Below are 15,309 nucleotides of genomic sequence, written 5' to 3' on the forward strand. Positions count from 1 at the left end.
TCGGTATAAGATTGAGAGAAGAAAAACCTTAAACAGAAGTTTTTATCTTGAAATAGTATGATTGGGCAAGAGAGGTAATACATTTGTGGAGTATTCCACAGCAGGAGGCAACATTATGACACAAGGTACAGTAAAATGGTTTAATGCAGACAAAGGTTTCGGTTTCATTGAAATCGAAGGCGGAGACGATGTATTCGTTCATTTCAGTGCTATTCAAGGTGAAGGTTTCAAATCATTAGAAGAAGGTCAAAAAGTTACTTTTGATATCGAGCAAGGTCAACGTGGAGCACAAGCTGCTAACGTTCACAAAGCATAATCAAAAGTGATAAAAAAAGACTCCTATGAAGGAGTCTTTTTTTATGGTCTTATAATTAGAAAACCATGATTTATCCACTATTATTCCAATAGAAAACCCAGACTTTTAAAAAAGCCTGGGTTTTAGTCAAGACGATCGATACAAGGTTAAACTAGTTATAACACACAATAGAAATACAAAGCAAACGTGAATATATTAACAAGTATTTGTAACTAAATAAATAGCAGTAATTTTTTGATCTTTGTAAAAACGTAGATATACATTATCTTCGATGGGGATTACGGGGGATTTTATCAATAAGCCGTTCCCCAGCTCTCATGTGATTTCCACACAAAGGGCATTTTTGATGATTATCGTAGGAGAAATCTTTTCTCATCCATCCCTTACAATCTTCTACTATACATTCCCACACTTCTGTTTGTTCTTGAGCTAAAGGTTCTTGATTTCTTTTACCGTAATAAGACATACTAATCACTACTCCTCTTATTATAGTATACCTTATAAAAGAGTACTAAATACTTTATACATTTTTTTCTATGCATATTTTTACTAGCATCGGTCTCTTATTTAAATTTTATAAAATAAGAGTAAAAGGCTTGGACATGAAGGTTAAGGTATAAAAATTAATTTTTGGTTAATAGTTGTTACTGTGATGCGGAAAATATAATGAAGATAAAAAATAATGTTTTTCAGAAAAAACTATTGACGTTTAAGTGAATATGTTTTATTATTATAAAGCGTCGTTGATACGACAACTTATTTTACGAAATATTGTACTTTGAAAACTGAACAAAGCGACAAACGTCAACGTTAATTTTTATTTTTAATTGAGCAATTCAAACATTTCTTCGGAGAGTTTGATCCTGGCTCAGGATGAACGCTGGCGGCGTGCCTAATACATGCAAGTCGAGCGAACTGATTAGAAGCTTGCTTCTATGACGTTAGCGGCGGACGGGTGAGTAACACGTGGGCAACCTACCTGTAAGACTGGGATAACTTCGGGAAACCGAAGCTAATACCGGATAGGATCTTCTCCTTCATGGGAGATGATTGAAAGATGGTTTCGGCTATCACTTACAGATGGGCCCGCGGTGCATTAGCTAGTTGGTGAGGTAACGGCTCACCAAGGCAACGATGCATAGCCGACCTGAGAGGGTGATCGGCCACACTGGGACTGAGACACGGCCCAGACTCCTACGGGAGGCAGCAGTAGGGAATCTTCCGCAATGGACGAAAGTCTGACGGAGCAACGCCGCGTGAGTGATGAAGGCTTTCGGGTCGTAAAACTCTGTTGTTAGGGAAGAACAAGTACGAGAGTAACTGCTCGTACCTTGACGGTACCTAACCAGAAAGCCACGGCTAACTACGTGCCAGCAGCCGCGGTAATACGTAGGTGGCAAGCGTTATCCGGAATTATTGGGCGTAAAGCGCGCGCAGGCGGTTTCTTAAGTCTGATGTGAAAGCCCACGGCTCAACCGTGGAGGGTCATTGGAAACTGGGGAACTTGAGTGCAGAAGAGAAAAGCGGAATTCCACGTGTAGCGGTGAAATGCGTAGAGATGTGGAGGAACACCAGTGGCGAAGGCGGCTTTTTGGTCTGTAACTGACGCTGAGGCGCGAAAGCGTGGGGAGCAAACAGGATTAGATACCCTGGTAGTCCACGCCGTAAACGATGAGTGCTAAGTGTTAGAGGGTTTCCGCCCTTTAGTGCTGCAGCTAACGCATTAAGCACTCCGCCTGGGGAGTACGGTCGCAAGACTGAAACTCAAAGGAATTGACGGGGGCCCGCACAAGCGGTGGAGCATGTGGTTTAATTCGAAGCAACGCGAAGAACCTTACCAGGTCTTGACATCCTCTGACAACTCTAGAGATAGAGCGTTCCCCTTCGGGGGACAGAGTGACAGGTGGTGCATGGTTGTCGTCAGCTCGTGTCGTGAGATGTTGGGTTAAGTCCCGCAACGAGCGCAACCCTTGATCTTAGTTGCCAGCATTCAGTTGGGCACTCTAAGGTGACTGCCGGTGACAAACCGGAGGAAGGTGGGGATGACGTCAAATCATCATGCCCCTTATGACCTGGGCTACACACGTGCTACAATGGATGGTACAAAGGGCTGCAAGACCGCGAGGTCAAGCCAATCCCATAAAACCATTCTCAGTTCGGATTGTAGGCTGCAACTCGCCTACATGAAGCTGGAATCGCTAGTAATCGCGGATCAGCATGCCGCGGTGAATACGTTCCCGGGCCTTGTACACACCGCCCGTCACACCACGAGAGTTTGTAACACCCGAAGTCGGTGGAGTAACCGTAAGGGGCTAGCCGCCTAAGGTGGGACAGATGATTGGGGTGAAGTCGTAACAAGGTAGCCGTATCGGAAGGTGCGGCTGGATCACCTCCTTTCTAAGGATTTTATAAGACGTACGTTTTGACACTTTGTTCAGTTTTGAGAGTTCAATCTCTCAATTATAGAAAGCACACTACTTTCTTCTTATCTAATAAGAAGAATTTTGGTTGCGATTGTTCTTTGAAAACTAGATAACAGTAATAGCTGAGGAAAAGTGAAACTTTTCTTTTAATCAAATCAATAAATAACACAACAGTATGTTGTACCATTTATTCGCTAATGGTTAAGTTAGAAAGGGCGCACGGTGAATGCCTTGGCACTAGGAGCCGATGAAGGACGGGACTAACACCGATATGCTTCGGGGAGCTGTAAGTGAGCTTTGATCCGGAGATTTCCGAATGGGGAAACCCACTGTTCGTAATGGAACAGTATCCTTACCTGAATACATAAGGTATTGATGGCAGACCCGGGGAACTGAAACATCTAAGTACCCGGAGGAAGAGAAAGCAAATGCGATTTCCTGAGTAGCGGCGAGCGAAACGGAATTAGCCCAAACCAAGAGGCTTGCCTCTTGGGGTTGTAGGACACTCTATACGGAGTTACAAAGGAACGAAGTAAATGAAGCGACCTGGAAAGGTCCGTCGAAGAAGGTAACAACCCTGTAGTTGAAACTTCGTTCCCTCTTGAGTGGATCCTGAGTACGGCGGAACACGTGAAATTCCGTCGGAATCTGGGAGGACCATCTCCCAAGGCTAAATACTCCCTAGTGACCGATAGTGAACCAGTACCGTGAGGGAAAGGTGAAAAGCACCCCGGAAGGGGAGTGAAAGAGATCCTGAAACCGTGTGCCTACAAGTAGTCAGAGCCCGTTAATGGGTGATGGCGTGCCTTTTGTAGAATGAACCGGCGAGTTACGATCCCATGCAAGGTTAAGCCGATAAGGCGGAGCCGTAGCGAAAGCGAGTCTGAATAGGGCGTTTAGTATGTGGTTGTAGACCCGAAACCAGGTGATCTACCCATGTCCAGGGTGAAGTTCAGGTAACACTGAATGGAGGCCCGAACCCACGCACGTTGAAAAGTGCGGGGATGAGGTGTGGGTAGCGGAGAAATTCCAATCGAACCTGGAGATAGCTGGTTCTCTCCGAAATAGCTTTAGGGCTAGCCTCATGTTGTAAGAGTCTTGGAGGTAGAGCACTGATTGGACTAGGGGCCCCCAACGGGTTACCGAATTCAGTCAAACTCCGAATGCCAAAGACTTATCCATGGGAGTCAGACTGCGAGTGATAAGATCCGTAGTCAAAAGGGAAACAGCCCAGACCACCAGCTAAGGTCCCCAAGTATACGTTAAGTGGAAAAGGATGTGGAGTTGCTTAGACAACCAGGATGTTGGCTTAGAAGCAGCCACCATTTAAAGAGTGCGTAATAGCTCACTGGTCGAGTGACTCTGCGCCGAAAATGTACCGGGGCTAAACGTATCACCGAAGCTGTGGATTGACATCTTAGATGTCAGTGGTAGGAGAGCGTTCTAAGTGCAGCGAAGTCAGACCGTAAGGACTGATGGAGCGCTTAGAAGTGAGAATGCCGGTATGAGTAGCGAAAGACAAGTGAGAATCTTGTCCACCGAATGCCTAAGGTTTCCTGAGGAAGGCTCGTCCGCTCAGGGTTAGTCGGGACCTAAGCCGAGGCTGAAAAGCGTAGGCGATGGCCAACAGGTTGATATTCCTGTACCACCTCCCCGCCGTTTGAGTAATGGGGGGACGCAGTAGGATAGGGTAAGCGCGCTGCTGGATATGCGCGTTCAAGCAGTTAGGCTGATGAGTAGGCAAATCCGCTCATCATTAAGGCTGAGCTGTGATGACGAGGGAACTATAGTACCGAAGTTCCTGATTCCACACTGCCAAGAAAAGCCTCTAGCGAGGCGGGAGGTGCCCGTACCGCAAACCGACACAGGTAGGCGAGGAGAGAATCCTAAGGTGATCGAGAGAACTCTCGTTAAGGAACTCGGCAAAATGACCCCGTAACTTCGGGAGAAGGGGTGCTCTGGTAGGGTGTATAGCCCGAGAGAGCCGCAGTGAATAGGCCCAGGCGACTGTTTAGCAAAAACACAGGTCTCTGCGAAGCCGCAAGGCGAAGTATAGGGGCTGACGCCTGCCCGGTGCTGGAAGGTTAAGAGGAGGGGTTATCCTTAGGGAGAAGCTCTGAATTGAAGCCCCAGTAAACGGCGGCCGTAACTATAACGGTCCTAAGGTAGCGAAATTCCTTGTCGGGTAAGTTCCGACCCGCACGAAAGGCGTAACGATCTGGGCACTGTCTCAACGAGAGACTCGGTGAAATTATAGTACCTGTGAAGATGCAGGTTACCCGCGACAGGACGGAAAGACCCCGTGGAGCTTTACTGTAGCCTGATATTGAATTTTGGTACAGCTTGTACAGGATAGGTAGGAGCCTGAGAAGCCGGAGCGCTAGCTTCGGTGGAGGCGTCGGTGGGATACTACCCTGGCTGTATTGAAATTCTAACCCGCGGCCCTTATCGGGCCGGGAGACAGTGTCAGGTGGGCAGTTTGACTGGGGCGGTCGCCTCCTAAAATGTAACGGAGGCGCCCAAAGGTTCCCTCAGAATGGTTGGAAATCATTCGTAGAGTGTAAAGGCACAAGGGAGCTTGACTGCGAGACCTACAAGTCGAGCAGGGACGAAAGTCGGGCTTAGTGATCCGATGGTTCCGCATGGAAGGGCCATCGCTCAACGGATAAAAGCTACCCCGGGGATAACAGGCTTATCTCCCCCAAGAGTCCACATCGACGGGGAGGTTTGGCACCTCGATGTCGGCTCATCGCATCCTGGGGCTGTAGTCGGTCCCAAGGGTTGGGCTGTTCGCCCATTAAAGCGGTACGCGAGCTGGGTTCAGAACGTCGTGAGACAGTTCGGTCCCTATCCGTCGTGGGCGTAGGAAATTTGAGAGGAGCTGTCCTTAGTACGAGAGGACCGGGATGGACACACCGCTGGTGTACCAGTTGTCTTGCCAAAGGCATCGCTGGGTAGCTATGTGTGGACGGGATAAGTGCTGAAAGCATCTAAGCATGAAGCCCCCCTCAAGATGAGATTTCCCATAGCGCAAGCTAGTAAGATCCCTGAAAGATGATCAGGTTGATAGGTCAGAGGTGGAAGCATGGCGACATGTGTAGCTGACTGATACTAATCGATCGAGGACTTAACCAAACTTTTAAAAGCGTAAGCTTTACTCAGCGAACTGTTATCTAGTTTTGAGAGAGCAATCTCTTGTCTGGTGGCGATAGCGAAGAGGTCACACCCGTTCCCATACCGAACACGGAAGTTAAGCTCTTTAGCGCCAATGGTAGTTGGGACTTTGTCCCTGTGAGAGTAGGACGTTGCCAGGCAATGAATAAGACCCCTTATGAGTCTCTTGTAAAAGAGCATGGGGGTTTTTTATTTGAAATATTCTATCATAAGTAATGAAAATAACGCTTTTTATAGCGCTTATATAGATTTTTTTGGAGGATTAGCTCAGCTGGGAGAGCACCTGCCTTACAAGCAGGGGGTCGGCGGTTCGATCCCGTCATCCTCCACCACCGTGCCGGTGTAGCTCAACTGGTAGAGCAACTGACTTGTAATCAGTAGGTTGGGGGTTCAAGTCCTCTTGCCGGCACCATTTTTATTGGGCTATCGCCAAGCGGTAAGGCAACGGATTTTGATTCCGTCATGCGTTGGTTCGAATCCAGCTAGCCCAGCCATAGAGAGCCATTAGCTCAGTTGGGAGAGCATCTGACTTTTAATCAGAGGGTCGAAGGTTCGAGTCCACTTAGGCCCACCATATTCCACAGTAGCTCAGTGGTAGAGCTATCGGCTGTTAACCGATCGGTCGTAGGTTCGAGTCCTACCTGTGGAGCCATACTGGCCCGTTCGTTGGTCAAGCGGTTAAGACACCGCCCTTTCACGGCGGTAACACGGGTTCGAATCCCGTACGGGTCATCAAAAGAGCAGTTTGCATTTGCAAACTGCTCTTTTATTTATGTATATTCATGTGCAATACTTCCCGGGCGTTATTCTAAAGGAATTCCTCTTTTTATGTCGAAAATTAGTAAGTATTAAGGAGGGTTTTAGGTGCCTAAAGATTTAGTGAAGGAACTATTAGATAAAGGCTTTAAAGTAGTGGATTTAAAATGTGTCGGCACTATAGATATCATTCCAGCAGAGGAACTGTATTTAGAAAAAATAAGTACTGATGCCATAGTTAACATGTTATCACTAGATGAAGACAGCATTAAGCTTTTTCTTGATGAAGAACTTCCTTATTTTGTAGGAAGTACCAAACCATTAGCTGGATATATCAATTTAGAAAATGAGTCGCCCATGATCGAGGACGCAATTATTGACTACAAAGTGTATGTTAAAGAAGCAATTCTTCAGTCTAAGTAGTCATCAAAAGAGCAGTTCACATTTGTAAGCTGCTCTTTTATTTATGGTAGATAATTAACTGATTTTAATGGAATACGGTATGTAGTTCTAATGGAAACACTTTAAAATACTTGCGGCTAATCTTCCAAGCTTGAACATACTAATACTAATAATTTAAAAATGCAACTGACATCCCGTGCTATAATAGATAAAAACTAAATACTAGGGGCAATGAATGATGGAAGAATTAAAACAAAAAAATCAATATGCTGCTGAACTATATGAAAAAGGGTTTAAGTGGATGCGTTTTATAAGCTTTTTTATGGGGGTGAACCTTATTTTCACCCTAGCTTTAGTAGCAGTTTCCTTAGTAGCCCCTCAAATTCAAGAAACTTTTCAATGGGTAGCATTTGGTGTATATGGGTTTACAGTACTTTATCTCATCTTTATGCGGGAAGTAGCCTTTAGAAAGACATATGAATCTTTGGTAGTTTGGATGCGAATTGTATGGGGGTTTAGCTTTATTGCTAGCGCGTTTGGGGCAGTCACTATGTTCGTGGTTAATACTCACTGGACTCTATTTTAAAGGGGTACCTGTTTATGTTGGAAGTAAAAATAAAGGAGGAATACATATGAATCCATACGAACAATTTCAATTAAATAAAGAGGTAGAAGAGATGGCTAAACAACGAATTGAAATCCATAAAAAGCGAATAAAACTATCTGAAGAGTTGGAAAACAACTGGGGTAATAAAGAACTCCAAGATAGAATCATTGAATTAGAAGAAGAAAGCCAAAAACTTAAGAAGAAAATTGAAGCTTTACAGGCTAACTTTTAAGCATTGGTATGCTCCCTTTATAGTAGACCAGTAAAAGAAAGCAACCTATTCCCACACAAAGGAATAGGTTCAATGAAGTAAGATGATATAGGTGTATATAACCATTCAAATGCATTTCTATTATAATCTATATTGGAAAATAAAGCACTTACATTTTATGAAGAGCATAAAAAAATCCGTAACCACGAAGGGTAACGGACTCGTTGGAAGTTGATTTTAAGAACCAATATGCATCTATTAGTTTACCATATTATTTATCAGAATGAAAGCGATTGCAAAAAATGATACACAATACAAAAAAGCATATACTAGGCACGGACTTATCTGCATAAGATTTTTTACTTCTAAGATCTTCAAAGGTACATTAATACCCCAAATTGCTTCACATTAAAAAACATCATTGTCTTTTATTCGATAGTTCAAGCGTAATAAATCTGAATATTCAAAATAAAAGGCTACATCATTTTAGAATGATGTAGCCTTTTATTTTAAGTGTCAGATGAAATTTGTAAAGAATAATCAGTTCCTCTACAAGTATATCACATTCATATAAATGATAAATGAATTTTTTTGGGGATGTGTGTATGTATAAGCGTACTGTTTTTTATGCATTACGTATCTTTTAGAAAAAGCCTGTTTTTTAGTTATGCTTGGAAAAGAGTCTACATCTTTTTTGGTACACACTCTTTTTATATTCATGATATAAAGTAAGGTACATAAGATAACGAATTTGAATATCGTAGGGGATATAAGTTCCACTTAATTTGTATAATTGTTGATATATAGAATGTTTTGTAGATAACTTAGTTGCTCCCACATATTGAATATTTATCCTAAATCAAGTACAATAAGTTGAATATAAGTTCAACTTAAAAGATGAGGTGTTTATAAATGAAAATTTCACGTTTTAATAAAGACTGCGGTAACTCTGTTGATATGAACATTATGGATGGATATCTATTTGATTTCCCAACGAATGTAGTTGAACTTCAAAAGGAAGCTGCAGACTCCTTTTTCACAGATGCTGTTACAGCTCCAGAAGAATTCAAAAAGCGTATTTTACTTTCTACAACCATTGAGGGAGAAGAGAAGGAGCGTTATTTCTTAGTAGGCGACATTGCAGCTAGTCAATTGCTGGCTAATAATCACATTAATAAATTACATAATAAAATTACAAGTCATATTCCATACATCACCTTTTTAGCTGCGATTGCGTATTACCATGCGTTACATGCAAAAAATAAAAAAGACAATACAATTGAAATTGACTATTTTTCTACTATGTTACCAATCTGGCTTCTTAAGAAAGAGAGCACATTTGGGGCGGCTCAAAAAGCCATGGCTAATCGCTTCTCAGGCGACCATACATTTACTGTTCATACGCCTGGTTTTGAAAATACTTTAAAGGTAGTAGTAGAAGAAAGTGCGTGCTTAAAAGAGGGAGAAAGTGCACGTTTTGCGTTAAAAAAAGACTTAACACTTCAAGATCGTGAAGATGCAAATGAGTATGTAGAATGTGAAACGGTGATGGTGGATATAGGTGGTGGTTCCATTGATGTGGTTATTCTACCCGAAGGGTTGAAAGCAGCTAATAGTCGTGAATCGTTCCAAAGTATTGAGGGTATTCCTTATTTAGCGCATATTGATAAATTGCGTAAAGAGAAATTTTTAGAGTTATTCACAGACTTACGTGCCTTCGATCAATTTATTCTTGATAACTACAGCAAGCAAAAGTTTGTACTAAAAAACGAGAATACAGGTGAATCCATTGATTTAACAAGTACAATCAAATCTTCACTACGAGAATACGTGGAAATCTTATTGGCTAAATTAAATGATGTCGCACCACCACCGGCGAATAAACTACGTAAGTATGTATACTGCGGCGGGGTAGCTCCTACTTTGGAAGTAGCTATCATGAACAGTATGCGTGAAAAAATTGGAGAAGAACGTACGGAGAAGTATCATAAGGTTCCCCAAGATAGCCGCCATTTAAATTTATTTGGCTTAGAGATTCGTAGTATTGGTTACGTTCAAAAGAAGCAAGAAGCAGAGAAAAAAGCCGTTAAATCCTAACAACGTAGGTGATAGGGATGTCAGAGCGTCAAAATGCGTTTACCATTAAGACGAATCGATTGAGTGATGAAGTGTATAATAAACTAGCTACATATGCTAAATCGCGTAAGTTGGGGGATTATATTTCATCTTTAATTCTACATGATCTAGATGGTTCATTTACTGAAAGAAAAGCAATTGAAGACAAAAAAACCTACGAAATGCTTGAACATATCAAGAATGAACTAGCTGATTTAAAAACATTAGCAAAAACAACAGATTTTGTAGGAAACGATTCCTTCAAAGAAGAAGAGCCTTCTTCAAAGGTTCCACAACTAAAAGAAGGAAAGATTGCAGATTTAGAAAATATATCTGGCTCATTAGACGATGACGACTTAGAAGAATATAACGATTTTTAAACAGTAAAACCACTAGAATTGAACCTAGTGGTTTTTTCTGTTTTACATATCACTACACTTATAAGGTGGTGATTATTCATCTTAGGTAGTTTGCTCAATTAAGATATAAACCATTCATATAAATATTTCTCTAGCTATGAAACATTTATGTAGCAACAGGCTTAAACTTGCTACTATTTTGGGGAGCTCCTTTTAAGTTGGAAAATAGATTACTTTACTTATCATAGGATGTAGTACTTTCTTGTGTTGAAGAGAATAAATCCTTTAAGTCAATGTTTTCTATGTCAGTTACATAAGCTACAATCAAAAAAATAAAAATAATCCAGTATATGATTTTTTTCAATCCCCCCAACTCCTTTACTAAAAACAGTATTATGAGAAACGCTCAGAATTGCAATAAATGGACATTTAACTGCGAAATAAATGGTATTTTTTTCTGATAACTTCTCAATAACAACATTTCAACACTTTTGCATTAGAATCCCTTTAATAGTGTATAGTTAATTTATGATTAAGATTGTTCAATATAGATAGTTCCAAAAGGTAAATCTATTTAGACGGTTGGAGGCAATAAAATTTTACGTAACAAACGAAAAGTACCGATACATTGATAAGGCTATTACAAGGAAATAGCGACCTTATTCCTTTTCATTTTGCCGAATATGCTAGCAAAATAAGTGATATTTTCCACTTGAGCTTGATTAACGACAGTCAGTAAATTCAAGGTCAAAAACCTTCTAAAAAAGCCACTCTTTTAGAGTGACTTGACTGAATTTTTATAGAATGTATGGATGTATAGGTTTTTAGAAGAAATGGGCATAATTTAGCGTTATATCACGGATATGACATCTTGTGTTTTTGTTAGTTTTAAAAGATGGTGCACTGCATAGGCAAACCCATCTTCATCATTTGTTTTAGTTATTAAATCAGCTTTTTGTTGAATGTCTAGGGGAGCATTTCCCATAGCAACTGAGGTAGTTGCTACCTCGAATTGAGCAAGATCGTTGCCCCCATCTCCGAAAGCAAAAATCTCTTCAAAATCCAGATTCATCATCTGTTGGTAACGCAATATAGCCTTTCCTTTATGCGCTTCGTTTGAAGTGATTTCTACGTTATTAGGAAAAGAAGAAGCCACCGAAATATCAAATTGATCAGCTAATGCCCTTTTTACTTCTTCGACTTTTTCCAATTGCTCGTACTGTACCAAAGCAATTAATTTATAGATTTTAAGGTTGTCTTTATTTAGAATTTCATCGTAATTGTATTCTTGAAAAAGAGTGGCGAGCTCTTCCTTGCTTTTATTATGTAATGGAGGCAAAGTTGAAGGAAAGCCACCATAATTAGTGTATACAAGAATCCCTACACCAATTTCATTTAGAATTGAAAATATTTTTTTATATGTAGAAACAGATATAGTTGCCTCATACAGCAATTCTCTTGTTTTTGAATATAAAACAGAACCATTAATACAAAAAATGGGAACTTCCATATTTTGTACCGCCCTCAGTTTAATTACGTCTGCATAGGCTCGGCCTGTATTCAAAATAATACTATGTCCTTGCTGGTGCAATTCTTTTAAGGTTTTCACATTTTCTTCAGATATTTCATGTTGAGAGTTTAATAACGTACCATCTAAATCAATTGAAATACATTTCATTGTTTGATCTTAATTCCTTTCCCCTCTTTAGTCTTTTGTACGAACTAAAGTTATCTTATTTTTGTTATTACCTAGGATAGCTATATTAAACCATACCTTCTCTAATTATAAAAATTCGGTATGAAATGTTTAATACCTGCTTCGGAATCTGGTATCAATAAATCAGAAAGAGTATTTCTATAATCTATCTCATAAAAAAAACTATAATTAAGAAAAAGAATCCATTTACAGAAAGCGTTTTACTTTATAATCGTGGTAATTTCAGATAGAATAAAAGAGGCTCGTCAGCTAACTTGAAGCCTGGGAAAGTATAGATTTCATACATATAACTCTATTGTAAAGAAAAAATACATTTTGACTTTCAAACTATTGGAGGAAAGAAATCATGAAATTTTTTATTGATACTGCAAACCTTGAAGACATTAAGAAAGCATACAAAGTGGGAGTTTTATCCGGCGTTACAACCAATCCATCTCTAGTAGCAAAAGAAGGCGTAAGATTTGAAGATCGTATTGAAGAAATCCTTCAGATGGTGCCAGAAGTTGAATCTGTTTCAGCAGAGGTAACACCTGATGCAATTACAGCCGAAGATATGATTGCTCAAGCTGAAGAATTGATTAAAATTAATGATAGCGATAAAAATATTACTATTAAACTTCCTATGACGTTAGCTGGATTAGAAGCTACTCGTTATCTTTCTAAAAAAGGTGTAAAAACAAATGTAACTCTTATTTTTACAGTGAATCAAGCTCTCTTAGCTGCTCGTGCTGGTGCAACCTACGTTTCTCCTTTTTTAGGACGATTAGATGATATCTCTGAGGATGGAGTACACTTAGTATCCAGAATTGCAGAACTATTCCGTGTTCAAAATATCGATTCTCAAATCATTGCTGCATCTGTAAGACATCCAGATCATGTAACTCGTGTAGCAATGGCAGGTGCTCATATTGCAACAATTCCTTACTCCGTTATCGAGCAATTAGTAAAGCATCCTTTAACTGAACAAGGAATTGAAAAATTTGCAACTGATTGGGAAAAAGCTGTTAAAAACTAAAACAATTTTAATTTAAACATCAAGTGTGAAAGCTGATTGAGTTTAATATTGTAGATATATTTTATTTTTTGTCATATGGATGCTTGCGGGCATCCTTTTTTATTTCTCTTTTCTTGCCCAGAGTAGAACAATAATATGAATTTTTTCGATATATCTAATTAGTAATTTCTTTAAAACAACTATAGTGGAAATAGTAATATTTGATATAAATTAATTAATAAATATTTTTTATGAAGAATAAAATTAACATTATTACTGATTCAATAAAGCACAGATAAATTTGCATCTTAAATTAAGATATTTAATAAATTATTTTTATTAAAATTGTTTTAACTATTACTTCTTTTATAGAAAAACCCACAATTTGTCGTCAGTTAGAGTAAATGATAAAACTTTAATTTTTATAAGTTAATTTTGTCATTTACATTATATATATACTAAAATTAATTTAGTTATAGTATTAATGGTAATATTAATAATGATATTATTACTAATAACATTATGGTATTTTTCTAATTGATTTTTATACTTTATTAAATTATATATATTAATAACAGAAGATATTAAATGGAAAATAGCGATAATACAAAGGTAATTGTTAAATTGGAGTTTAATAAAGAGGTATGTAAGCAGTTGAATGAAATTCTTGATCATTTGCAATCTTATTTAATCAGCATCGTAACCAGAGAAGAAGAATGATTATGTATACCAATTTAATGTTATAATAATCTCAAATTCGAAGGGGAGTGTTTGAGTGGATATATTTGCTAGTATCATTCCTATCATCGTAGTGCTTGGCATACTTATAGTAGCAGTTAGGTTTCTTTACAAATCGTTTGTTAAAAGTAGAAATAGAATATAAAAGAAAACAGCCTTGCAACTTTTGCTATCTGTATAATAAGCAAACTGAATTAACATAATTACTCTTTCCAGTACACACCCCAAATAGAACCCATATGGCAGAAGGGCTCTGACAAGGGTTCTTTTTCCGGAGTATGCAGCTTTTTATACAACTTTGATTTCTCAACCTTTCTGAGACAACCAAGCTCGAAATCTTTGGGGAAAATTAGTTATTTTAATCACTCTAAATTAAGAATAAATTGTTTTCAGGTCTTTGAAGAGGAAATTTTCTCCTTTCTAAATGTTATGAATTTATTTAAGTAGTTCCACCTTCTAAAAGCTTAATAGGCAGATAAGTTTCAAGTTCTATATTGTTGAATTCGCCTTCAATCTCTTTAGATAAAATGTCAATTGCTACCTTCGCAATAGAATCGATAGGTTGTTGTATAGTCGTTAATTCTGGTAGTATAGCCTTTACTGTTTCTGTTCCATCGTAACCAATCACTTTTAATTGAGTGGGTATATCTTTGCCTCTTTTTTTAGCTTCTGTTATGACAGCAGCAGCAATTAGATCATCACTTGCAAAAATACCATCTACTTCCGGATGTTCATTAAAAAGCTCAGCTATTACCTCCTCACGGCTCTTTTGAGGAGAGACTTCATATGTAATTGGTAATTTTTCGTATCCTTTCATAACATCCTCATACGCTTTTCTTCTTAAGTTTGCTGGTGTTTCCAGGTCGAGCGGACCATTAATATGAATAATATTTTCACACTGTTTCTTTATTAACAATTCTGTAGCTTTTTTCCCTCCATCATAATTATCGGATCCTACAACAGGAATCTTTTCAGATAAATAATGATCAATTGCTACGATAGGTAAATTTTGTTTGTGATAATCTAGGACTCCTCGGTTGTATGTTACAACAATGACCCCATCTACCTGATTTCGTATAAGCATTTCTAAGTATTTTTCCTCTTTATCCATACGGTTTAAACTGTTACAAAGCAATAATTTATAACCTAGTGATGTACAAACACTTTCAATATGAAAGGCAAGTTCACCGAAAAACGGGTTACTTGAATTGGGTATAATTAACCCTATTAAATTTGTTTTTTTATGAAATAACGAACGTGCTAAATCGTTTGGAAAATAGTTAATTTCCTCCATTGCTTTATAAACTTTATCCTTTGTTTTCTCACTTATGTAACCTCGATTATTTAAGACACGTGAAACTGTTGTTGATGAAACTCCTGCAACCTTTGCTACGTCATGGATATTAGGTTTCATTATCTTTCCTCCTATCCCACTAAATATCACTTGTTAATATTATATTAGGATTTTTTATCTTTATTATTTAAATAAACTTTTAT

The 15,309-nt window shown here is 38.8% G+C and carries 11 protein-coding genes, 6 tRNA genes and 3 rRNA genes; 17 read left to right on the forward strand and 3 right to left on the reverse strand.

The window, feature by feature from the left end; all coding sequences use genetic code 11:
* The first annotated feature begins 115 nt into the window (after positions 1-115).
* Entirely contained in the window at positions 116-316 is a 201-nt protein-coding gene (locus tag ACLHDF_RS28725) for a cold-shock protein (protein ID WP_013056497.1), read from the forward strand.
* 262 nt (positions 317-578) lie between these two features.
* Here ACLHDF_RS28725 and ACLHDF_RS28730 read toward each other — a convergent pair whose 3' ends face one another.
* Positions 579-782 (reverse strand): cold-shock protein, encoded by a 204-nt coding sequence (locus ACLHDF_RS28730; protein WP_413921831.1) that lies wholly within the window; start codon positions 780-782, stop codon positions 579-581.
* A 379-nt stretch (positions 783-1,161) separates the two neighbouring features.
* Here ACLHDF_RS28730 and ACLHDF_RS28735 point away from each other — a divergent pair.
* From ACLHDF_RS28735 to ACLHDF_RS28800, 14 genes are all read left to right on the forward strand, one after another.
* Positions 1,162-2,713 (forward strand): 16S ribosomal RNA (locus ACLHDF_RS28735).
* A 225-nt stretch (positions 2,714-2,938) separates the two neighbouring features.
* A 23S ribosomal RNA gene (locus ACLHDF_RS28740) occupies positions 2,939-5,874 on the forward strand.
* 63 nt (positions 5,875-5,937) lie between these two features.
* Positions 5,938-6,053, forward strand: a 5S ribosomal RNA gene (gene rrf / locus ACLHDF_RS28745).
* Together the 16S, 23S and 5S rRNA genes with 6 tRNA genes alongside form the textbook arrangement of a ribosomal RNA operon.
* Positions 6,054-6,169: 116 nt before the next feature.
* Positions 6,170-6,245 (forward strand) — tRNA-Val (locus tag ACLHDF_RS28750).
* Between the two features lie 4 nt (positions 6,246-6,249).
* Positions 6,250-6,325 (forward strand) — tRNA-Thr (locus tag ACLHDF_RS28755).
* Positions 6,326-6,332: 7 nt separating this feature from the next.
* Positions 6,333-6,407: transfer RNA gene (locus ACLHDF_RS28760), tRNA-Gln, on the forward strand.
* A 4-nt stretch (positions 6,408-6,411) separates the two neighbouring features.
* Positions 6,412-6,487, forward strand: a tRNA-Lys gene (locus ACLHDF_RS28765).
* Positions 6,488-6,490: 3 nt separating this feature from the next.
* Positions 6,491-6,565, forward strand: a tRNA-Asn gene (locus tag ACLHDF_RS28770).
* Between the two features lie 4 nt (positions 6,566-6,569).
* A tRNA-Glu gene (locus ACLHDF_RS28775) sits at positions 6,570-6,645 on the forward strand.
* 132 nt (positions 6,646-6,777) lie between these two features.
* Positions 6,778-7,092, forward strand: a complete 315-nt coding sequence (locus tag ACLHDF_RS28780) for a hypothetical protein (RefSeq protein WP_413921832.1) — start codon at positions 6,778-6,780, stop codon at positions 7,090-7,092.
* A gap of 217 nt (positions 7,093-7,309) precedes the next feature.
* A complete protein-coding gene (locus ACLHDF_RS28785; RefSeq protein ID WP_413921833.1) occupies positions 7,310-7,657 on the forward strand; it encodes a hypothetical protein in 348 nt (115 codons plus the stop codon).
* Between the two features lie 46 nt (positions 7,658-7,703).
* Positions 7,704-7,910, forward strand: a complete 207-nt coding sequence (locus ACLHDF_RS28790; protein WP_413921834.1) for a hypothetical protein — start codon at positions 7,704-7,706, stop codon at positions 7,908-7,910.
* Positions 7,911-8,801: 891 nt separating this feature from the next.
* Positions 8,802-9,986: a hypothetical protein gene (locus ACLHDF_RS28795; protein WP_413921699.1), complete on the forward strand. Its 1,185-nt coding sequence runs from the start codon at positions 8,802-8,804 to the stop codon at positions 9,984-9,986.
* 17 nt (positions 9,987-10,003) lie between these two features.
* Positions 10,004-10,384, forward strand: a complete 381-nt coding sequence (locus ACLHDF_RS28800; RefSeq protein WP_413921835.1) for a hypothetical protein — start codon at positions 10,004-10,006, stop codon at positions 10,382-10,384.
* Between the two features lie 829 nt (positions 10,385-11,213).
* On the opposite strand, the gene ACLHDF_RS28805 is transcribed toward ACLHDF_RS28800, so the two are convergent.
* A complete protein-coding gene (locus tag ACLHDF_RS28805) occupies positions 11,214-12,041 on the reverse strand; it encodes an HAD family hydrolase (protein WP_413921836.1) in 828 nt (275 codons plus the stop codon).
* Between the two features lie 385 nt (positions 12,042-12,426).
* Here ACLHDF_RS28805 and fsa point away from each other — a divergent pair, with 385 nt between their 5' ends.
* A complete protein-coding gene (fsa, locus tag ACLHDF_RS28810) occupies positions 12,427-13,095 on the forward strand; it encodes a fructose-6-phosphate aldolase (RefSeq protein ID WP_413921837.1) in 669 nt (222 codons plus the stop codon).
* A 567-nt stretch (positions 13,096-13,662) separates the two neighbouring features.
* Positions 13,663-13,794, forward strand: a complete 132-nt coding sequence (locus tag ACLHDF_RS28815) for a hypothetical protein (RefSeq protein ID WP_413921838.1) — start codon at positions 13,663-13,665, stop codon at positions 13,792-13,794.
* Between the two features lie 457 nt (positions 13,795-14,251).
* Here ACLHDF_RS28815 and ACLHDF_RS28820 read toward each other — a convergent pair whose 3' ends face one another.
* Positions 14,252-15,226 carry a LacI family DNA-binding transcriptional regulator gene (locus ACLHDF_RS28820; protein ID WP_413921839.1) on the reverse strand — a complete coding sequence of 325 codons (975 nt, stop codon included), beginning with the start codon at positions 15,224-15,226 and terminating at the stop codon, positions 14,252-14,254.
* Positions 15,227-15,309: the final 83 nt, after the last annotated feature.

The organism is Priestia megaterium (assembly GCF_046599315.1).
Taxonomy (GTDB): Bacteria; Bacillota; Bacilli; order Bacillales; family Bacillaceae_H; genus Priestia; species Priestia megaterium_F.